The following is a 19188-nucleotide window of genomic DNA, read 5'->3' as shown; positions in this document are numbered from 1 at the left end:
TGAGCCGGGACGGGCCCGGCCGGCGGGTGCCGGTCGGGCCCGGTGGGGTGGTGCGGTGCCGGTCAGGCCCGGTGGTGCGGACCCTCGGGGTCGATGTCGCCGGGGCGCGGGGGCTCCGGCTCACGCGTGCCCGGTGCCGGCGTGCCCGGTGCTGTGGGCGGCATCGGCGGGTACGGCATGCCGAGGCCGCCGGGAGGTGCGACGGGCGGGGTGCCGCCGACCGCGTGAGCGGAAGCCGCCGCGTGGTCCGGGTGCTTCGGGCGGGCCGCGCCACGCAGCGCGTAGGCGACGACGCCCAGGATCGCGGCGGTGATCAGCGCGGCCGCCCAGCCGGGCAGGCCGATGGCGAGGGCCAGGCCCAGGGCCAGGGCGAGCGCAGCGCCCGCGTACAGGGCGACGGCGCCGGACGCCGCGTACAGCATGGCCGTGCGGCGCCGCTTGCGGCTCTGCTCGCGCAGCTCGTCGCGCACGGTTTCGCGCGCCACTTGCGCCAGCTCGTCGACCAGCTCCTTGTCCAGGTGCTCCAGATGTTCCAAGCGGTCCATACCTCGCGGGTACCCGCACACACGTACGGATAACGCGGTCCGTGACACCGTCGCACCGGCGCGTGAGCCGGTCGCCGCCGGGTACCCGCCCGGTCCGCACCCCGCTGCCAGGTCTGTCAGGAGGAAGAGACGAGGATGACCGCCGAACGCACCGATGTCGTGGAACTGCTCAAAGAGCAGCACGCTCAGATCCGACACCTGTTCGACGAGGTGGCGCATACGAAGGGCGAGGAACGGAAGCAGAACTTCCATGACCTCGTCCGCCTCCTCGCGGTGCACGAGACCGCCGAGGAGGAGGTCGTCCATCCCTTCGCCCGTCGGCACATCGACGGCGGCGAGCAGGTCGTCGAGGACCGGATCGCGGAGGAGGAGAGCGCCAAGCAGGCCCTCTCCGCCCTGGACGACATCAATCCCGACTCGCCTGAGTTCCTCGACCGGTTCGCGGCGCTGCGCCAGGACGTGCTGGCGCACGCCGAGAACGAGGAGCGGTACGAGTTCGCGCACTTCGACCGCATTGCCGACCGCGGCAGGCTGGAGACCCTGGCCCGCGCGGTGCGGGCGGCCGAGGCACTCGCACCGACCCGGCCGCACCCGGGCACCGACACCGCCCTGAAGAACGCGGTGGTGGGCCCCGTCGCGGCCGTGATCGACCGCACCCGGGACGTCGTGCGCAAGGCCATGGACTGATCCGGTACAACCCGGTACGGCGCTCCCGTGCGGCCGGGCGGAGGGGATCGGGTGAAGGATCTCCTCCCCCGGCCGCCGCCAACTAGGCTCGTCCCCATGGAGATTCAGGGCGCCGCACTGCGCATCTACGTCGACGACCTCGAAACCGCGATCCCCTTCTACGAGCGCCTGACCGGCGGCGCGGCGATGCGTTTCGCCCGCGGCGGAGTGCAGGTCGCCGCCGTGGGTTCCTTCCTGCTGATGAGCGGGCCCGAAGCGGAACTGGAGCTGCTGCGCAAGGTGACCGCGACCATCGCCGTGAAGGACGTCGAGGAGGCCCACCGGGTCCTCACCGGCCTCGGCGCCCGGATCATCGCGGGCCCGGTCACCACGCCGGTGGGCCGCAATCTGATCGCGATGCATCCGGACGGAGCCGTGTTCGAGTACGTGGACCAGGCGGGCTGAGCCGCGCTCCGAGCCTGCCGGAACGAAATTCCGCGTGCGGCTCGTCGCTCACGGCATACAGTCGGCGTTCGGCGCGGATCGTATGCACAGATCGCATACACGCGACGTGTACACGAAGGGACATGACGGCGGATGAGCGAGCAGCACACCTACCGGGTCATCGTCCGGGGCACCTGGGACGGGCTGACCGAGGAGTCGCGGGCGCGGCTGCTGGCGGAGGCTGCCGACCACGGGATGACGAGCATGCGGTTCACCGAGGAGGGCTCGCTGTCGTACGAGCCGTCGCCGTTGAAGCACTTCTCCATGCGGTACGTGGTGGTCTCGGACGCGGCGGACGGCGAGGAGATGGCGGCGGCGATCGCCGAGGACCGGGCGGAGACCGCGCTGCGCGGTCTCGGCCACGGCTTCACCGGCCTCAGGTCGACCGTCACGGATCTCGACACCATGAAGGTCAACGTCAAGCCCGCATCTCGGCGGTGATCGCCCACCGTTCGTGGTCCCGCCAGGCCCCGTCGATGTAGATCATGTTCGGTGAGAAGCCCTCCAGGCGGAAGCCGGCGCCACGGGCGAGGGCGATGGACGCGGTGTTGCGGGGCTGCGCGTTGATCTCCAGCCGGTGCAGCCGCATCGGCCCGAACGCGTGGCCCACCACCAGGTCGAGGCCCTCGCGCATCAGTCCGCGCCCGGCGGCGTGGGCGAAGACGCCGTAGCCGAGGGCGCCGCACTGGAAGCCGCCGCCGACGATGTTGTTGATGTTGATGAACCCGGCGATGGCCCCGTCGTCCTTCTCGCAGACCAGGAACCCGGCCTTCGTCGAGTCCTCGATCAGCCGCCCCGCGTACACCTCGTACGCCTCTTCGGTGATCGGCGGGAACAGCCACGGTTGGTGCAGGTCCTTGCTCTCCCGGGCGCGGGCGGAGAACTCCGGAGCGTCCTCGTAGCTGAAGTGGCGTATCCCCACGCGGGGGCCTTCGGCGAGGTATCGGGACACGGCATGGGGCATCCCGTCAGCCTACGACGCCCTCGGCCCGGCGTCTCGTGGACACGGGGAACCCGCGCGTGGTCAGCGCAGCGCGGGTTCGTCGAGCGTCAACGTACCCGCGTCCGCGTCGAGTTCCGCGGCCAGCCCGAACGGGATCGTCAGCGCTCCCTCGCAGTGGCCGAATCCGAACTCCTCCACGACGGGGACGCCGCCGAGGGCGCCGAGCCGGTCGGCGAGCAGGGCGCGCACACCGTCGTAGGCCTCGCACTGTTCCCAGGACCCGAGCAGCACCCCCTGCACCCCGTCGAGCCAGCCGGCGCGCAGCAGCTGGGTGAGGTAGCGGTCGAGGCGGTACGTCTCCTCGCCCACGTCCTCCAGGCACAGCAGCCCGCCGCGCGCCGAGGGCCGGGCGTGCGGGGCACCGCGCTCCGCGGCGAGCAGGCACAGGCAGCCGCCGAGGGTGACGCCCCGGGCCCGGCCGGGGACCAGGGTGCGGCCACCGGAGCGAATCGTGCGGACGGTCTCCGGGGCGAAGAGGGTGGCCCTCAGGTGCTCCTGTGCCCGCGTGTTCTTGATGAAGTCGACGCCGGCCGCCATCGGGCCGTGCAGTGTGGCGAGCCCCAGCCGGGTGGCGAAGGCCTCGTGCAGTGCGGTGATGTCGCTGAAGCCGACGAACACCTTCGGCCCGGCCGCCCGCATCGCCTCCCAGTCGAGCAGGTCGACGAGCCGCTGGACTCCGTATCCGCCCCGGGCGCACAGCACCGCGTCCACGGCCGGGTCGCACCAAGCGCTCTTCAGGTCGGCGGCGCGGTCCGCGTCCGTGCCCGCCAGGTAGCCGAACTCCGGGTGCCGGTCGAGGACGTGCGGCGCGACCACCGGATCGAGGTCCCAGCCGCGCAGCACGTCGAGCCCGGCCTGGAGCCGTTCCTCGGGCACCGGGCCGCTGGGGGCGACGACGGCCACCCGGGCGCCGGAAGCGAGGCGGGTGGGGCGGACCAGCTGCTTCATGTGAGGAGCTCCAGGGTCGGGACACCGGCCGGGTGCAGGCCGAACACCTGAGCGTACAGAGACAGCTCCGCCTCCAGCGCTCTGACCAGCGTCTCCGCCCGCCGGAAGCCGTGCCCCTCGCCTTCGAAGGCGAGGTAGGCGTGGGGTACGCCGCGTCCTCGGATCCGGGCGAGGAGGCGTTCGCACTGGGCGGGCGGGCAGATGACGTCGTCCAGGCCCTGGAGCAGCAGGAAGGGGGCGGTGATCTTGTCGGCGTGCTCGGCCGGCGACCGCTCGGCGTACCGTCCGGGCACTTCGGCGAGCGGTCCGACCAGGGTCTCCAGGTAGCGCGACTCGAAGTCGTGGGTCTCCCCCGATGCCCAGGTCGTGAGGTCGAGGACGGGGTAGACGATGGTGCCGCAGGCGTAGACGCCGGTGGTGGTCAGCGAGGCGGCGGCGGTCCAGCCGCCCGCGCTGCCGCCCCGGATCGCGAGTCGGTCGCGGTCGGCGGTGCCCTCGTCGGCGAGAGCGAGTGCGACGGCCGCGCAGTCCTCGACGTCGACCACGCCCCACTGCTCGCGCAGCCGGTCCCGGTACGCGCGGCCGTACCCGGTCGAGCCGCCGTAGTCGACCTCGGCGACGCCGATGCCGCGCGAGGTGAAGTAGGCGATGCTCAGGTCGAGCACGAGCGGTGCCCGGCTGGTGGGGCCGCCGTGCGCCCATACGATGTACGGCGGAAGTTCGCCGCCGGGTGCGACGCAGCCGGGGTGGTGGGGCGGGTAGATGTGGGCGTGCACCTCGCGGCCTTCCGGGCCGGTGAAGGTGCGGATCTGCGGTTCGGGGTAGTGGGCGGGGTCCACGGGGTCGCTGTGCGGGGCGCCGATCACGCGGGCGTGGCCGGTCCGTGCGTCCAGTTCGACGACTTCGTAGGCGCTGCGCGGGCTGGCTCCGACGGCCGTCACCCGGTCCCCGCGGACCGCGAGGGTGGGCGCGAACTCGGTCCAGGGGCCGGCCGCGTCGACGACCTCACCGGTCTCGGGATCCAGTATCCCGAGTGCGGTCGACCCGCGACCGTGGACGACGGCGATCAGCCCGCTCGCCAGCGGCGCGAACCAGCGCTGCCCGAGCCTCCACAGCGGGCCGGCGAATTCCTCCTCGCGGGGGCACAGCGGGACGCCGTCGCGGTACAGGTTCCACCAGCCGCTGCGGTCGCTCGCATACAGCAGACCGCCGTCCGTCGACCATTCGCACTGCGCGACAGACTCCCGCGGCCCCCCGGCCACCGTGCGTACGGTATGCAGCATGCCGTCGGAGCCGACCTCGGCGCGCACCAGCTCCGTACCGTCCCACGGCATCCGCGGATGGTCCCAGGCCAGCCAGGCGGCATGCCGTCCGTCGGGGGACAGCCGCGGCCCGGTCACGAACCGGTGCCGTTCGCCGGTGAGTTCACGGATCGCGTCCCGGTCCGAGGCGGCGGAACCGTCGAGCGGCACGGCGGCCAGGACGCGGCGCACGTCGCCGGGCTCCTCCCCGGTGAACTCCTCCAGGACGCACCAGACTTCGCCCCGCTCCGTCAGCAGCAGAGGATCGGCCCAGCGCAGTCCGCCGCCCACCGGCGACACCGGGGTCAGCGGGCGCGGCTCGGCGCCGGGTTCGAACCGGTAGAGCCGCTGGTCGGCGAAGTGGGTGAACACCACGAGGGGTGGTCCGTCGTCGACCGCTGCGGCCCACGGCTGTCCACCGTATTCGATCACCCGGCTGCGGACGTTCCACGGCGCGGGCAGCACCGACTCCTCAGTGCCCTCCGTCCGTCGCCGCACGAGGGTACGGCGGCCGCCCTCGCCCGGCCGGGGCTCCGTCCACCACGTCTCGTCACCGACGCGGCCCACCCAGTCGGGCTGCCCGTCGTGCGCGGCGGCCAGGGCCGCGTCGATGGGTGAGGGCCAGGAACCGTAGGCAAGCGTCCGCACACCGTCCCCCCTCGTCTAGGCCGACCGCAGGAAGCGGTCGAGGACGCGGACGCCGAAGTGGAGGGCGTCGACGGGGACCCGCTCGTCGACGCCGTGGAACAGCGCCTGGTAGTCGAGGCCCTCGGGGAGCTTCAGGGGCGCGAATCCGTAGCCGGTGATGCCCAGCCGTGAGAACTGCTTGGCGTCCGTGCCGCCGGACATGCAGTACGGCACCACGTGCCCGTCGGGCGCGAACTCCTCGACGGCGGCCCGCATCCGGGCGTATGTCGGGGAGTCCACCGGCGCCTGGAGGGCGACTTCGCGGTGGTGGAACTCCCAGTCCACGTCCGGCCCGGTCAGCCGGTCGAGGGTGGCGCGGAACTCGTCCTCGCCGCCGAAGAGATAGCGGCCGTCGACGTGGGCGACCGCCTCGCCCGGAATGACGTTGACCTTGTAACCGGCCTCCAGCATCGTCGGGTTGGCGCTGTTGCGTACGGTGGCCTCCACGAGTCTCGCGGCCGGGCCGAGCTTCTCCAGCAGCCGGTCCACGTCGTCCAGGCCCGCGTCGAGGCCGTAGAGGGCGGCGAGTTCGGTGAGGGCCGCGCGTACGGTCGGGGTCATCCGCAGCGGCCACTCGTGCTCGCCGATCCGGGTGACGGCGGCGGCGAGCCGGGTCACCGCGTTCTCCCCGTTGACCTTGGAGCCGTGTCCGGCGCGTCCCCGCGCGGTGAGCTTCAGCCAGGCGGTGCCGCGCTCTCCGGCGGCGATGGGGTACAGCTCCCGCCCGCCGCCGTCGTGGAAGGTGAACGCACCCGACTCGCCGACGGCCTCCGTGCAGCCCTCGAACAGCCCGGGGTGCCGGTCGGCGAGGAACCCGGCGCCGTCCTCGGCGCTGGCCTCCTCGTCGGCGGTGAAGGCCACCACGAGGTCCCGCCGGGGCCGTACGCCCTCCCGGGCCCAGGAGCGCACCACGGCGAGGATCATCGCGTCCATGTTCTTCATGTCGACGGCCCCGCGCCCCCACACGACACCGTCGCGGACCTCGCCGGAGAAGGGGTGGACGCTCCAGTCGCGGGCCTCGGCGGGCACCACGTCCAGGTGACCGTGGACGAGCAGCGCGTCGGCGGACGGGTCGGTGCCCTCGATCCGGGTGACGACGTTGGTACGCCCGGGGGTCCGTTCCAGCAGCACCGGCTCCAGCCCCGCCCCGGCGAGCCGCTCGGCCGCGTACTCGGCGGCCGGGCGTTCCCGGCAGTCGCCGCCGCCCCGGTTGGTGGTGTCGATCCGGATCAGGTCGGAGGTGAACCGGACGACCTCGTCCAGTGCCCGCTCGTCAGCCATACTGCTCCTCCACCGCGGCCGAGACGATCGTGGTGACCGCCTTGAAGGTACGGATCCCCTCGTACATGGTGTCGCTGGTGTACGCCACCTTCCGCTCCCCGATCCGGTCCACGCCCGGCACGACGGTCGCGGCCTGGGCGAGGTGCTCGGCGTCGAACTCCAGGGTGACCGTGAACGGGCCGCCGTGCACCGGCTTCTGACGGACCGCCAGAGAGGCCGCCTCCTTCGCCGCGGCGCGGATGTCCGCGGCGGTCCTGGCGGGCGTACGGCACACGGCCGCGTACCGCGACACATGGTCCTTGACGGCGACCTTGAGTGCCTCGGGCGCGTACCCGAGCGCGTCCTCGCAGGCCACGTCGTCGCCGGTGACGAGGACGACGGGTACCCCGAACTCGGCGACGACGTGGGCGTTGAGCAGGCCTTCGCTCGCCCGCTCGCCGTTCAGCCACACCCCGGTGATGGAGTTGGCCAGGTAGGTGTGCGCGAGGACGCCCTCCATGCCGGCGCCCGCGTGGTAGCCGACGAACGCGATGCCGTCGACGTCGCCGTGCTGCACGCCCTCGACCATGGACAGCGACTTGTGCCGCCCGGTGAGCATCTGCACCCGCTCGTCGAGCTGTTCGAGGAGCAGGTTGCGCATGGTCCAGTGGGCCTCGTTGACGAGGACGTGCTCTGCCCCGCCGTCGAAGAAGCCGAGCGCGGCGGCGGCCACGTCCGAGGTGAACATCGCGCGGCAGCGTTCCCACTGCGGTGTCCCCGGCAGCACGTCGGCCGGCCAGGTGACCCCCGTGGCGCCCTCCATGTCCGCACTGATGAGGATCTTCATACGACGTCACGCTACGCGTCGCGGAACCTCCGGGCCAGGACCGGGCACGCCTGGGCGTCCGACTCGGTGTGCGACGCTCAGCCGGCCGTCCCCTCGCGGGCGAGGACGAACCAGCGTGCGGGGAGGTCGATGAGGGTGCCGTCCGCCATGTGCTCGGTCTGCGGCAGGGTCGTTTCGCCGTCGGCGAGGATCTCCAGACCCGCCTCGTTCAGCAGCTTCGGGATCTCCTCGTCGTCCGCGTCGGCGGGCTTGAGTCCGTGCTGGAAGACCCGGAGCAGTTTGGGCGGCGGGCCGTCGGGGTCGGCGGAGGCGCGGTGCAGGACCTGCCGGGAGCCGGAGGTGAGTTCGACGACGAACGCCCGCCCCAGGGAGCCGATGATCTCGGCGACCGCGGCGGCCACCGAGGCGCGGGCTTCCGGTTCGCTCTGGTGTATGACGGCGCGCATGTACACGTTGCTGTCGCCGAGGCGGGTGTGCAGGGCGCGGACGGCCTCGGTGTCGGTCAGGTCGAGTTGCTGGAACTCGGCGGTGTCGCCGTCCGTGGCGCGGCGGGCGTGTTCGATGGCGGCGTGCGAGAGGTCGACGCCCACGGCACGGGTGAACCGGGTGGCGAGGTACCGCGTCTGGGTGCCGTTGCCGCAGCCGAGGTCGACGATGGTGCGTGTGGTGTCCGCGTACGGCAGGAGCAGTTCGCTGTGCGGTGCGGCGCTCAGTGACGGATCGGCGTCCCAGATGGCCTCGCCCCGTGCGGCGGACGTTTCCCGCCAGTAACTCTCCCAGTTGTTGCGGTAGTTCTCCGAGACCTTCATGCGAGCTCCCCAGGTTGGTTCCGTGATCGGAGTATCGCGGTCACGGGGTGCCGGACAAGGGGCGGGGTCCACCTTTCACCAGATGTTCGAGCCGGCGCACACCGGGGGGTACACGCAGGCGAATCGTGCGCCCCTGACGTCGCCTCAGTCCCGGTGGCGGGGTGGCGTCAGTGCCTGTTCGAACCACACCGTCTTGCGGTGCCCGGCGGCGCTGGAACCCCATTCGCGGGCCAGGCGGCTGACCACGCGCAGGCCTCGGCCGGACTCGTCGTGGGTGCCGGCGCTGAGCAGGGCGGGAAGGGCCGGTTCGTCGTCGGTGACCTCGCAGAGCAGCGCGTCGGTACGGACCAGCCGTAGCCCGATCCGGTCGCCGTCCCCGTGCAGTACGGCGTTGGTGACGACCTCGCTGACCAGCAGTTCCGCCGTGTCCGCCGCGTCGGCGAGGCCCCATTCGAGCAGCCGGCCGCGGATCAGCCGGCGGGCGCGGGCCACCTCGCGCGGGTCGCGGGCCAGGTGCCATTCGGCGACGTGGCCGACGGGGACCCCGTTGAGCCGGGCCATGAGCAGCGCGACGTCGTCCTTGCGTCCGCCGTGGGTGTTGAGGGCGCGGATGATCGTGTCGCAGGCGTCGTCCATGGAGGCCGCGGGGTGCGCGGCGGACTCGCAGAGCGCGGCGAGGCCGTCGCCGATGTCGGCTCCGCGTACCTCGACCAGACCGTCCGTGCACAGCACCAGCCGGTCGCCGGGCGAGACCCGGACGACGGTGGACTCGAAGGGGACGCCGCCCACGCCGATGGGGGCGCCGGTCGGCAGGTCGAGCAGTTCGCTGCGACCGTCCGCGGCGCGCACCAGGACGGGCGGGATGTGCCCGGCGTTGGCGAGGTGCATCTCGCCGCGGATCGGGTCGTACACGGCGTACAGGCAGGTGGCGAGGTAGTTCTCGCCGAGCCGGCGGGCCAGGTCGTCGAGGTTGCGCAGGAGTTGGGCGGGCGGGGTCTCCATGGCGGCCATGGTCTGTACGGCGGTGCGCAACTGGCCCATCATCGCGGCCGAGTTCAGGCCGTGTCCCATGACGTCGCCGACGACGAGGGCGGTGCGCGAGCCGGGCAGCTTGATGGTGTCGAACCAGTCGCCGCCGATCCGGCCGAGCCGGGTGCCGGGCAGGTAGCGGGTGGCGACGTCGCAGCCGGCCATGCGCGGGGCGACCTGCGGCAGCATGCTGTCCTGGAGGGTGTCGGCGACGTTCTCCTGGTACGTGTACATGCGGGCGTTGTCGAGTACGAGGCCTGCGCGGGCGGCGAGTTCGGCGCCCGTGGTGCGGTCCATGTCGTCGAACGCCGGGCGGTCGGGGCGGCGCATCAGCACCATGAAACCGAGGACGACGTTGCGTGCCTTGAGCGGCACGATCAGCAGGGAGCGGCCGGTGATGAGCGGCCTGAGGTCGCGCTTCTCGAACTCGCCGGAGATACGGCCCGCCAGTTCGTCGGTGACCCTCGGGATCAGGACCGGTTCGCCCGTGACCATGCACTTGTAGAAGGGGGTGTGCTCGGGGAAGGCGAAGGTCTCGCCGACCGGCACGGTGTCGTCCCAGCGGCCGGGTTCGTCGTTGTGCTCGACCCAGACGCGGTGCATCACGGTGTGCGCGTCCGGCGGGCCGTCCGGGAACCCCTCGCCCGCGAGGACGGCGGCGCGCAGATGGGTGCCGGCGAAGTCGGCGAAGCGCGGCACGGCGGCGCTGGTGACCTCCCGGATGGTCTCGCCGAGGTCGAGCGAGGTGCCGATGCCGGAGCTGACCTCGTTGAGGAATTCCAGCCGTTCGCGGACGGCCGCGTACTCCAGGTCGTGCTCGGCGCCGACGGGGACGGGGACGACGGCCACCGGCCGCCCCTGCGGGGTGGCCCCGGTCTCGACGGGGCGGCGTCCCGCGCGGCGCGGCACTCCCCAGTCGGGGGTCACGGGCACCCGGTCGTACTGGCTGAACTCCAGTACTGGATAGCCCAGTTCGAGGACCTGGGAGACGATGCGGCTGCTGAGGCCGGGGCCCATGTTGGGCAGGATCTCGGGCAGCCGCCGGGCGAGTTCGTCGAAGGCGGGGAGTTCGGTGTGGCGGACGAAGCCGGGCCCGATGCGTTCGGCGGTCTCGTCGTCGTAGCCGCGCTCCATGTGCAGCCGGGTGGCGTCGGCGGCGAGCACCAGGAGGCGGGCGGGCCCGGGGCCGACGAGTGGGTAGGCCCACCACAGGATGTCGAGTCGTTCGCCGCCGGTTTCCGGCTGCGCGGGCCCCTCGGTGTGCTGTCCGGAGAGCCGGGCCCGGCCCGCCGTCGGGTAGGCGGTCCGGCCGCCGAGCGAGGCCTCGAGGTCGGGGCCCAGCCCGTTGTATGCCTCGTAGGGACCATAGGCGTCCAGCAGTGGTTCGGTTTCGAGGCCGTCGGGCAGGGCGCCGGAGACCGGCAGCAGGTCGGCGGCGGGCCGGCCCACGGCCTCCTCCCGCTCGACGCCGAACAGCCGCCGGGCGCCCGTGCTCCAGTGCGACACCAGGCCGTCGCGGTCGACGACGACCACGGCGAGCGGAATCCGGCCGGCCCCCGCAGGCCACTGCGCGCCGCCCTCCCCAGGGTCTACGTCCACTTCCGTGCCACGGTCCATGGCCCTGACCCTCTCCCCCTCGATTGCGCGGGCTCCCCGTCGGCACCGCACGATCCACGTCATGATCTGTGCTGCCTACTCCACGGTACGGCCGCCGCACGGCGTGTGTGCGGCAATTGGTGAATTGCCGTGCGCGACGCCCCGGCGCACGCTATGCACCGGTACGGGCAGTCGAAGACGTCAGTCCTCGTGCCCCAGTTGGAGGTCTCGTTCGGTCCTGCCGCCGCCCGCCACCTGGAGCACGGTGGCCACGGGCGGGTATCCCGCCGCGATGACGGTGTACTCGCCGGAGGAGAGGTCGACGAACCGGAACGTCCCGTCGCCGCCCGTGGTGAGCGTGTCGACGACGTTGCCGGCGGCGTCGAGGAGGGTGACGCGGGCGTCCTCGACGGGGCGTCCGCCGCCGGCCCGGACGGTGCCGCGCAGCAGGGCGCCGCCGGCGAGTTCGACGTCCTGGCGGGTCTCCCGGGAGGCTTGGACGGTGACGGGGAGCGCGGCGGGCCGGAAGGCGGGCGCGCTGGCGGCGAGGGTGTACTCGCCGGCCACGAGTTCGGTGATGACGTAGCCGCCCTCGCGTCCGCTGCGGGTGCTCGCGACGACCTCGCCGTGCACGTTGGTGAGGGTGACGGTGGCGTCCCGTACGGGGGTGCCGTCGGCGGTGAGCACCGCACCGGCGAGGCGTCCGGCGCCGCCGAGGACGACGTCGAGTTCGACGGGGCGTTCGCCGACGGTGACGGAGACGGCCTGCGGCTGGTGGCCGCCCGCGGCGGCGATCAGTACGTACGAGCCCGGGCCGGGCGTGGCCAGCGCGTACCGTCCGTCCTCGCCGCTGGCGCCCCGGCCGACCTGCTGTCCGGCGACGTCGATCAGGGTGAGTGCCGCGCGGGGCACCACGGTCCCGTCGTGGTGCTGCACCGTGCCGCAGACCGGGATTCCGGCGGTGTACGGCGAACGGGCGTGCGGGATCTGGGCGGTCACCGACGCGGTCTCCTGGTCGGTGGCGGAGGCGATGTGGGACACCAGTGGTTTCTCCTTGAGGAAGAAGGCGAGCAGCAGGCCGAGGACGAGCACCGGGACCAGGTAGAGGAAGATCCGGGGCATCGCGTCGGCGTAGGCGGCGACGCAGGCGTCGCGCAGCGCGGGCGGCAGCGCGTGCACGAGCCGTGGGGTGAGCGACTCCGGGTCGGGGAGGCGGGCACCCGCGCGCGGGGGGAGGCGCCGGTGCAGGGCGTCGGTGAGCCGGTCGGTGAGGAGGGTGCCGAAGACGGCGGCGCCGACGCAGCCGCCGATCTGCCGGAAGTAGTTGTTGGCGCTGGTGACGGTGGAGAGGTCGGCGGGGCGTGCCGAGTTCTGCACGGCGAGGACGAGGACGGGCATCACCATGCCGATGCCTGCGCCGAGGACGGCCATCCAGATGCCGTAGTGCAGCCGGGGCGTGTCGGTCTCGAGCCGGGACAGCAGCCACATGCCGGCCGCGGAGAGGGCGCCGCCGAGCACGGGGTAGATCTTGTAGCGGCCGGTGCGGCTGATGAGCTGGCCGGCGACGACGGAGGCGCCGACGATGCCGCCCATCATGGGCAGCATGAGCAGGCCGGACTCGGTGGCGGAGGCGCCGTCGACCATCTGGAGGAAGGTCGGCAGGTAGCCGGCGGCGCCGAACAGGGCGACGCCGACGACCAGTCCGATCAGGCCGGTGACGGTGAAGACGGAGTCGCGGAACAGCCGCAGCGGGATGAGGGGTTCGGTGGCGCGGTGCTCGGCGAGGACGAACAGGGCGGTGGCCGCCGTCGCGCCGGCGCCGAGGCCGAGGACGACGCGTGAGTCCCAGGCGTACTCGGTGCCGCCCCAGCTGGTCAGCAGCACCAGGCAGGTGGAGGCCGCCGTGAGCAGCAGTGTGCCGAGCAGGTCGAAGCGGCGGCCCCGGGAGGGCGGCTTGGGCAGCTTGAGCACGGCGGTGACGACGGCCAGCGTGAGCAGGCCGAAGGGCACGTTGACGTAGAAGCACCAGCGCCAGGAGAGGTGGTCGGTGAAGTAGCCGCCGAGCAGGGGTCCGGCGACGGAGGCGAGGCCGAAGGCGGCGCCGATCAGGCCGAGGAAGCGGCCACGCCGGCGGGGCGGCACGATGTCCGCGATGATCGCCTGCACGCCGGTCATGAGCCCGCCGGCGCCGGCGCCCTGCACGGCGCGGAAGGCGATCAGCTGGTCCATGCTCTGCGCCCGCCCGGCGAGGGCGGAGCCGGCGACGAAGACGAGGATCGCGCACTGGAAGACGCCCTTGCGGCCGACGAGGTCGCCGAGCTTGCCGTAGACGGGCAGGCCCACGGTGGAGGTGAGCAGATAGGCGGTGATCGCCCAGGACATGCGGTCCAGGCCGTGCAGTTCGCCGACGATCCTGGGCAGCGCGGTGGCGACGATCATCTGCTCCAGGGCGGCGAGGAGCAGGGCGAGCATCAGCCCGGCGAAGATCAGCCGCACGCGGCGGGGGCTGAGTGCGGTGGCCGGTGCGGGCGGTGGGGCGGATGGCCGGTCGGGTGTCACGGCCGGCCCGTCCTGCACCAGAATCGTCCCGCCCACGTGCCGCTCCCCTCGTCGCGCTGCCGCACGATTCCCCGCGTAACCACTCATCGGGGACAACTACGAGCAAGCGCGACGAGTTACGGCACCGTACCGGGCCGTGTGGACATCCACTCGAACCGGTGAGGGAGGCTCGGGTTACTTCTCGACCTCGGCGGCGAGCTTGGCGAGGACGGCGTCGTAGATGCGGGCGAGACCCTTGGGGGCGAAGGTCTTCTCGAAGAAGCCGCCGATGCCGCCGGCACCCTTCCAGGTGGTGGTGACGACGACGCGGGACTTCCCCTCTCCGGCGGGGGTGACGCGCCAGGTGGTGACCATGGAGGAGTTGCGGTCCTTCTCGACCAGCTCGCCGTCGGTGGGCTCGCTGACCTCGAGGAGGCAGTCGCGGACCCGCTTGCTGGTGGCCTGGAGCTTCCAGTGGACGAGGGTGCCCTCGCCGTCGCCGCCCTCGCGCACCTCGTACTCGCTGAAGTGCTCGGGCAGCAGCCTCTCGCGCGTGCCGGTGTAGTCGGCGAGGGCGTCGAACACCTTCTCCGCGTCCGCTGCGACGACCCGCTCCGTGGTGGCCTCGACCTGCGCCATTGCGTTCCTCCAGGACCTGTGTTCTCGGGGTTGGGGCAAGCCAACCACCCCGGTCCCCGGCCACCCAAATCGGGGTGCCCGCGGCTGTCCGATGCGGTTGTCATGCGGTCGGAAACCACTCTTGCACGATCATGGGAACAGGTGTTCTATTCTGTGCTCAGCGCTACCGAGGAGGCCTGATGCGCTGGGAGAACCTCACAGCCGAGTCCGAGCACGGCCGGGCCGACACCGCACTGTTCGATGCCGGCACGGTCACCACGCGGACGTTCGACACGCCGGAGTTCGCAGGGATCACCTTCCACGAGGTCCGGGCCCGCTCCATCCTCAACCGGGTGCCGGGCGCCTCTCGCATGCCCTTCGAGTGGACCGTGAACCCCTACCGGGGCTGCACGCACGCGTGCGTGTACTGCTTCGCCCGCAAGACGCACAGCTACCTGGACCTCGACACGGGCATCGGCTTCGACACCCAGATCGTGGTCAAGGTGAACGCGCCCGAGCTGCTGCGCCACCAGCTGGCCTCGCCCCGCTGGCAGGGCGAGCACGTCGCGATGGGCACGAACGTCGACTGCTACCAGCGCGCCGAGGGCCGCTACCGCCTGATGCCGGGGATCATCTCCGCCCTCACCGAGCGCGCGAACCCCTTCTCGATCCTGACCAAGGGCACGCTGATCCTGCGCGACCTCGACCTGCTCACCCGGGCCGCGCGGGTCACGGACGTCGGGATCTCGGTCTCCGTCGGTTTCACCGACCAGGACCTGTGGCGGACCGTGGAGCCGGGCACGCCCGCGCCCGAGCGGCGCCTGGACGTCGTACGGACCCTGGGCGAGCACGGCATCGGCTGCGGGGTGCTGATGGCGCCGGTGATCCCGTTCCTCGGCGACCACCCCGACCAGCTGCGGGCCACCGTGCGGGCGATCGCGGCCGCCGGGGCCACCTCCGTCACCCCGCTGGTGCTGCACCTGCGGCCCGGGGCCCGTGAGTGGTTCATGTCCTGGCTGACCGCCCGCCACCCGCATCTGGTGCGCCGTTACGAGCGGCTGTACGCGGAGGGCGCCTACGCGCCGAAGTGGTACCAGCGCCGGATCACCCGTCAGGTCCACGAGCTGGCCGAGGAGTACGGCATCGGCCCCACGCGCGCGGGCACGCACCGCAGGATCCACCCGCCCGAGCCGGCCGAACCCCTTTCCGCCGGCTCCGGCACGGGGGAGCCGACGCAACTCACCCTGATCTGAGAGCGTTCGAGGGCATCCCACGGCCCAATCGGGTCAAGTATCGGCACAACACGTTCTCGCGGGTGCGCTTGTCGGGACGATCCGGCAAGGACCGTGACCCTCGCGGTCCTTGCCCCCTCCGTCCCGGGAGGACCCATGAGAACCCGCGCAGCCGCGCTGTGGGCTGCCGCCACCGTCCTCGCCGGGTCGGTCACGGCCGTCCCCGCCGGCGCGAGCACGCAGCGGACCGCGCAGCCCGCGGCCGCCGCCCCGGCCGCCGAGCCCGCCTGGAAGAAGTGCGGCACCACCGACTATCCGACGCTTCAGTGCGCGTCCCTGAAGGTGCCGCTCGACCACGCCCACCCGGCCGGACGGCAGATCACGCTCGCCCTCTCCCGCGTACCGCACACCGCGAAGACCTACCAGGGCCCGCTGCTGGTCAACCCCGGCGGCCCCGGCGGCAGCGGTCTGACACTGGCCGGCTTCGTCGCCTCGGTGCTGCCCAGGGCGGTGGCCGGCCAGTACGACGTGATCGGGTTCGACCCGCGCGGCGTCGGCAGGAGCAGCCCCGCGCTGGACTGCGCGTCCGGCTCCTTCGGTCCCGTACGCCCCGACACCGTCCCCGCCACGCCCGCGCTGGAGAAGGCGGGCGTCACCCGCGCGAAGGCCTTCGCCGCCGCCTGCGGCAAGAAGTACGCGAGTGTGCTGCCGTACATCGACACCGTCAGCGCCGCCCGGGACCTGGAGACCGTCCGGCAGGCCCTCGGCGCGCAGAAGGTCAGCTACTTCGGCTACTCCTACGGCACCTACCTCGGAGCCGTCTACGCCAAGCTCTACCCGCAGCGGGTGCACCGTCTGGTCCTGGACTCCGTCGTGGACCCGACCGGCGTCTGGTACGACGACAACCTCGGCCAGGACTACGCCTTCGACGACCGCCACCGCGCCCTGATGGCGTGGATCGCCACGTACGACTCGACCTACGGGCTCGGCACCGACCCCGCGAAGGTCGAGGCCGCGTGGTACGCGATGCGGGCGGCGCTCGCGAGGAAGCCCGCGGGCGGCAGGGTCGGCGCCGCCGAGCTGGAGGACACCTTCATCCCCGGCGGCTACTACAACGGCTACTGGCCCTACCTCGCCGAGGCGTTCGCGGCCTACGTCCACGACAGGGACGCCGGCCCGCTCGTCGAGGTGTACGACAAGCTGGGCGCGGTCGACTCCTCGGACGACAACGGCTACAGCGTCTACTCCGCGGTGCAGTGCCGTGACGTCTCCTGGCCGCGCGACTTCGACCAGTGGCGCAAGGACACCTGGGCGGTGTACGACCGCGCGCCCTTCATGGCCTGGAACAACGCCTGGTACAACGCACCGTGCGCGTTCTGGCCGACGGACACCCTGCGCCCGGTGAACGTGGCCAACGGCGAACTGCCGCCCGCCCTGCTGTTCCAGGCGACGCACGACGCGGCCACCACCTACCAGGGCGCCGTGACGGTCCATCGCCTCCTCGCCGGCTCCAGCCTGGTGGTCGAGCAGGGCGGCGGCAACCACGGCATCACGCTGAGCGGCAACACCTGCCTGGACACCTACCTGTCCGCCTACCTCGCCGATGGCGAGCTCCCGCACGGCGGCGGCGAGGCCGACGCGGTGTGCCGGACCCTGCCCGACCCCAAGCCGCTCGCCGCGAGGACGGCGTCCACCTCGTCCCGCGGGGCACGCCTGCACCGGCTGCTCGGCTTCAGGGGCTGACCACGCCCCTGCCCGACGGGCCGTCAGGGGCGGTGTCGCACCTCATGGTTCACCATTGACGCATGAGTGAGCCCACCAGGATCGCCGCCCCCGACGGAGTCGCGCCCGCCACCCGGTACAGCCATGCCGTCCTCGGCACCGGCCGTTTCGTCGCCGTCTCCGGCCAACTCGCCCTCGGCGAGGGCGGCGAGCTCGTCGACGAGGACGGCGAGCTCGTCGGCGAGGGCGGCCCGGCGGCCCAGGCACGCCAGGTCTTCGAGAACCTGAGGTGCCCGGCCGCGGCCGGGGCGGCCTTCGAGGACGTCGTCAGGCTCACCTGTTTCGTCACGGACATCGCGCACCTGCCCGCGATCCGGGCGGCCCGTGCCGCACACATACCCGACGACCGGCCGCCCGCCGCCTCGGCCGTCCAGGCGGCCGCGCCGGCCGCTCCGCAGTTCCTGATGGAGGTCGAGGCGCTCGCCGTGGTGGCGCCGTGAGCGACGCGCTGGTCCGGGACATGACCCTCGCCGACTGCGACCGTGTCTCCGGGATACGCGTCCGCGGCTGGCAGACCGCCTACCGGGGGCTCATGCCGCAGTCGTATCTCGACGCGCTCAGCGTGGCCGAGGACGCGGCGCGGCGCCGGGCCCGGTTCGGGCAGGGGAACGGGAGCGTGGTGAACCTGGTCGCCGAGCGGGGCGGTGAAGTTCTCGGGTGGGCGGCGCTGGGCCCGTACCGGGATGGGGACGCGCACACCGGAGACGGTGAACTGTATGCGATTTATGTAGACGATCGGCATTCCGGAACCGGCATCGGCCGGGCCCTCCTGCACGAGTCGCTGCGGCGCTCCGCGGCCGCCGGGCACCCGCGGATGTTCCTCTGGGTCCTGAAGGAGAACACCCCCGCCCGCCGCTTCTACGAGCGGGCGGGTTTTCGCGCGGACGGCGCCGCGGGGCCCTTCGAGGTGGACGGGGTGGACGTGCCCGAGGTGCGGTACGTGCGCGAGCCGGCCGGCTGACGCGGGCTCACCGCTGCTTCGGGATCCGGGCCAGCGCGTGCACCGCCGCCTCGGCGAGCGCCGGGTGCGCCAGGGACTCGTTCAGTACCCGCCTGGCCCGGTCGTCCCCCAGCTCGCCGAGCCCCTCCACGCAGGCGAGGGCCACCCGGCGATAGGGGTCGTTCGGGCGCAGCCGCCGCTCCAGGGTGGTGATCAGCGCGGGCACGGACTCGGGGGCGCGCAGCTGAACCAGGAGCCGTACCGGGTGCAGGGCGTAGGCGACGCGCAGTTCGTTGGTGGCCAGCGCCGCGGCGGCGCGGGCGGTCCGCGGGTCGCCCAGGCGGGCCAGGGCGTGGGCGGCGGAGGCGCAGCGCGGCGGGTCACGGTGGTTGAGCAGCAGCACGAGGGACTCGAAGGCGCGCCGGTCGCCCGCCAGCCCGAGCCTGAAGGCGGCCAGTTCCCTGGCCCACAGCGGCTGTCCGGCCGCGGTGAGCACGTCCGCCAGTTCGTCGAGGTCGCCGGTCGCCGCCAGGCGCTCGTACGCCGCCGAGTCCCCGGACTCCTGCCGTATACGCTCGGTGAGCGATCGCAACTCTTCGTCCACGAAGCCCAGCGTAGGGGTGTTGTCCGGCGAGAGGGACCTACATCACAAACTCAGGGGGCTGGCGTGCTCGTTACCGGCGAGTTAAGCTCAGACGAGCGAGTTACCCACTCGCATTCGCTCGCGACGGTTTGGTGACGCGGCCGTCGTGAGCGCTGGTCGGTTCGGTACACCGTGTTTCGGTACATCGTGTACCGCAGTACGACTCGGCTTCGGGACAGAGCCGGTCGGATCCGCCGTTCCCCGGGCGCTCCTGCCCGCCGCGACGGCACCGGGCGTGTG

18 protein-coding genes are annotated in these 19188 nt (G+C 72.6%); 7 read left to right on the top strand and 11 right to left on the bottom strand.

Annotated features, from left to right (window positions below; all coding sequences use genetic code 11):
- Positions 1-62 precede the first annotated feature (62 nt).
- A complete protein-coding gene (locus tag ACWGJM_RS09690; RefSeq protein WP_453411105.1) occupies positions 63-545 on the bottom strand; it encodes a phage holin family protein in 483 nt (160 codons plus the stop codon).
- Positions 546-680: 135 nt separating this feature from the next.
- Here ACWGJM_RS09690 and ACWGJM_RS09685 point away from each other — a divergent pair, with 135 nt between their 5' ends.
- From ACWGJM_RS09685 to ACWGJM_RS09675, 3 genes are all read left to right on the top strand, one after another.
- Positions 681-1232 carry a hemerythrin domain-containing protein gene (locus ACWGJM_RS09685; protein WP_453411104.1) on the top strand — a complete coding sequence of 184 codons (552 nt, stop codon included), beginning with the start codon at positions 681-683 and terminating at the stop codon, positions 1230-1232.
- A gap of 96 nt (positions 1233-1328) precedes the next feature.
- Positions 1329-1676: a VOC family protein gene (locus ACWGJM_RS09680; protein ID WP_453411103.1), complete on the top strand. Its 348-nt coding sequence runs from the start codon at positions 1329-1331 to the stop codon at positions 1674-1676.
- Positions 1677-1808: 132 nt separating this feature from the next.
- Positions 1809-2156 (top strand): DUF6204 family protein, encoded by a 348-nt coding sequence (locus tag ACWGJM_RS09675; RefSeq protein WP_453411102.1) that lies wholly within the window; start codon positions 1809-1811, stop codon positions 2154-2156.
- On the opposite strand, the gene ACWGJM_RS09670 is transcribed toward ACWGJM_RS09675, so the two are convergent.
- The 9 genes from ACWGJM_RS09670 to ACWGJM_RS09630 form a co-directional block, all read right to left on the bottom strand.
- Positions 2134-2679: a GNAT family N-acetyltransferase gene (locus ACWGJM_RS09670; protein ID WP_453411101.1), complete on the bottom strand. Its 546-nt coding sequence runs from the start codon at positions 2677-2679 to the stop codon at positions 2134-2136. The genes ACWGJM_RS09675 and ACWGJM_RS09670 overlap by 23 nt on opposite strands.
- Positions 2680-2739: 60 nt before the next feature.
- Positions 2740-3666, bottom strand: coding sequence for a S66 peptidase family protein (locus tag ACWGJM_RS09665; RefSeq protein ID WP_453411100.1), 927 nt, complete (start codon positions 3664-3666; stop codon positions 2740-2742).
- Positions 3663-5615, bottom strand: coding sequence for a prolyl oligopeptidase family serine peptidase (locus tag ACWGJM_RS09660; protein WP_453411099.1), 1953 nt, complete (start codon positions 5613-5615; stop codon positions 3663-3665). The genes ACWGJM_RS09665 and ACWGJM_RS09660 overlap by 4 nt, the downstream gene beginning before the upstream one ends.
- A gap of 15 nt (positions 5616-5630) precedes the next feature.
- On the bottom strand, positions 5631-6935 hold the full coding sequence (locus ACWGJM_RS09655) for a M20/M25/M40 family metallo-hydrolase (RefSeq protein WP_453411098.1): 1305 nt from the start codon (positions 6933-6935) through the stop codon (positions 5631-5633).
- Positions 6928-7761: a M55 family metallopeptidase gene (locus tag ACWGJM_RS09650; protein WP_453411097.1), complete on the bottom strand. Its 834-nt coding sequence runs from the start codon at positions 7759-7761 to the stop codon at positions 6928-6930. Before ACWGJM_RS09650 ends, ACWGJM_RS09655 begins: the two co-directional genes overlap by 8 nt.
- Positions 7762-7838: 77 nt before the next feature.
- Positions 7839-8570 carry a class I SAM-dependent methyltransferase gene (locus tag ACWGJM_RS09645; RefSeq protein ID WP_453411096.1) on the bottom strand — a complete coding sequence of 244 codons (732 nt, stop codon included), beginning with the start codon at positions 8568-8570 and terminating at the stop codon, positions 7839-7841.
- A gap of 144 nt (positions 8571-8714) precedes the next feature.
- Positions 8715-11216 carry a SpoIIE family protein phosphatase gene (locus ACWGJM_RS09640; protein ID WP_453411095.1) on the bottom strand — a complete coding sequence of 834 codons (2502 nt, stop codon included), beginning with the start codon at positions 11214-11216 and terminating at the stop codon, positions 8715-8717.
- A 180-nt stretch (positions 11217-11396) separates the two neighbouring features.
- Positions 11397-13790, bottom strand: a complete 2394-nt coding sequence (locus ACWGJM_RS09635) for an MFS transporter (protein WP_453411094.1) — start codon at positions 13788-13790, stop codon at positions 11397-11399.
- Between the two features lie 138 nt (positions 13791-13928).
- Positions 13929-14372, bottom strand: coding sequence for an SRPBCC family protein (locus tag ACWGJM_RS09630; protein ID WP_453411093.1), 444 nt, complete (start codon positions 14370-14372; stop codon positions 13929-13931).
- A gap of 179 nt (positions 14373-14551) precedes the next feature.
- Between ACWGJM_RS09630 and ACWGJM_RS09625 the strand changes: the two genes are divergently transcribed.
- From ACWGJM_RS09625 to ACWGJM_RS09610, 4 genes are all read left to right on the top strand, one after another.
- Positions 14552-15604, top strand: a complete 1053-nt coding sequence (locus ACWGJM_RS09625) for an Rv2578c family radical SAM protein (protein ID WP_453411092.1) — start codon at positions 14552-14554, stop codon at positions 15602-15604.
- 135 nt (positions 15605-15739) lie between these two features.
- A complete protein-coding gene (locus ACWGJM_RS09620; RefSeq protein WP_453411091.1) occupies positions 15740-17326 on the top strand; it encodes an alpha/beta hydrolase in 1587 nt (528 codons plus the stop codon).
- Positions 17327-17388: 62 nt separating this feature from the next.
- Complete coding sequence (locus tag ACWGJM_RS09615; RefSeq protein ID WP_453411090.1) at positions 17389-17805, top strand: Rid family hydrolase; 417 nt, start codon at positions 17389-17391, stop codon at positions 17803-17805.
- A gap of 20 nt (positions 17806-17825) precedes the next feature.
- The gene (locus tag ACWGJM_RS09610; protein WP_453411241.1) at positions 17826-18326 is read left to right on the top strand and encodes an N-acetyltransferase family protein; all 501 of its coding nucleotides are present in this window, start codon (positions 17826-17828) and stop codon (positions 18324-18326) included.
- 7 nt (positions 18327-18333) lie between these two features.
- Here the strand turns inward: ACWGJM_RS09610 and ACWGJM_RS09605 are convergent, their stop codons facing one another.
- Entirely contained in the window at positions 18334-18909 is a 576-nt protein-coding gene (locus ACWGJM_RS09605) for an adenylosuccinate lyase (protein WP_453411089.1), read from the bottom strand.
- Positions 18910-19188 lie beyond the last annotated feature (279 nt).

This window comes from Streptomyces sp. NPDC054834 (genome assembly GCF_053611185.1).
The sequence above is the reverse complement of the archived record's forward strand: the minus strand, read 5'-3'. Positions and strand labels throughout refer to the sequence as shown.

What these genes read in the sequence shown, in the direction of transcription:
- ACWGJM_RS09680 (WP_453411103.1), top strand. Translation starts at nt 1,329, where the DNA reads ATGGAGATTCAGGGCGCCGCACTGCGCATCTACGTCGACGACCTCGAA.
- ACWGJM_RS09685 (WP_453411104.1), top strand. Translation starts at nt 681, where the DNA reads ATGACCGCCGAACGCACCGATGTCGTGGAACTGCTCAAAGAGCAGCAC.
- ACWGJM_RS09620 (WP_453411091.1), top strand. Translation starts at nt 15,740, where the DNA reads ATGAGAACCCGCGCAGCCGCGCTGTGGGCTGCCGCCACCGTCCTCGCC.
- ACWGJM_RS09625 (WP_453411092.1), top strand. Translation starts at nt 14,552, where the DNA reads ATGCGCTGGGAGAACCTCACAGCCGAGTCCGAGCACGGCCGGGCCGAC.
- ACWGJM_RS09670 (WP_453411101.1), bottom strand. Translation starts at nt 2,679, where the DNA reads ATGCCCCATGCCGTGTCCCGATACCTCGCCGAAGGCCCCCGCGTGGGG.
- ACWGJM_RS09630 (WP_453411093.1), bottom strand. Translation starts at nt 14,372, where the DNA reads ATGGCGCAGGTCGAGGCCACCACGGAGCGGGTCGTCGCAGCGGACGCG.
- ACWGJM_RS09650 (WP_453411097.1), bottom strand. Translation starts at nt 7,761, where the DNA reads ATGAAGATCCTCATCAGTGCGGACATGGAGGGCGCCACGGGGGTCACC.
- ACWGJM_RS09655 (WP_453411098.1), bottom strand. Translation starts at nt 6,935, where the DNA reads ATGGCTGACGAGCGGGCACTGGACGAGGTCGTCCGGTTCACCTCCGAC.
- ACWGJM_RS09665 (WP_453411100.1), bottom strand. Translation starts at nt 3,666, where the DNA reads ATGAAGCAGCTGGTCCGCCCCACCCGCCTCGCTTCCGGCGCCCGGGTG.
- ACWGJM_RS09615 (WP_453411090.1), top strand. Translation starts at nt 17,389, where the DNA reads ATGAGTGAGCCCACCAGGATCGCCGCCCCCGACGGAGTCGCGCCCGCC.
- ACWGJM_RS09610 (WP_453411241.1), top strand. Translation starts at nt 17,826, where the DNA reads ATGACCCTCGCCGACTGCGACCGTGTCTCCGGGATACGCGTCCGCGGC.
- ACWGJM_RS09645 (WP_453411096.1), bottom strand. Translation starts at nt 8,570, where the DNA reads ATGAAGGTCTCGGAGAACTACCGCAACAACTGGGAGAGTTACTGGCGG.
- ACWGJM_RS09690 (WP_453411105.1), bottom strand. Translation starts at nt 545, where the DNA reads ATGGACCGCTTGGAACATCTGGAGCACCTGGACAAGGAGCTGGTCGAC.
- ACWGJM_RS09640 (WP_453411095.1), bottom strand. Translation starts at nt 11,216, where the DNA reads ATGGACCGTGGCACGGAAGTGGACGTAGACCCTGGGGAGGGCGGCGCG.
- ACWGJM_RS09675 (WP_453411102.1), top strand. Translation starts at nt 1,809, where the DNA reads ATGAGCGAGCAGCACACCTACCGGGTCATCGTCCGGGGCACCTGGGAC.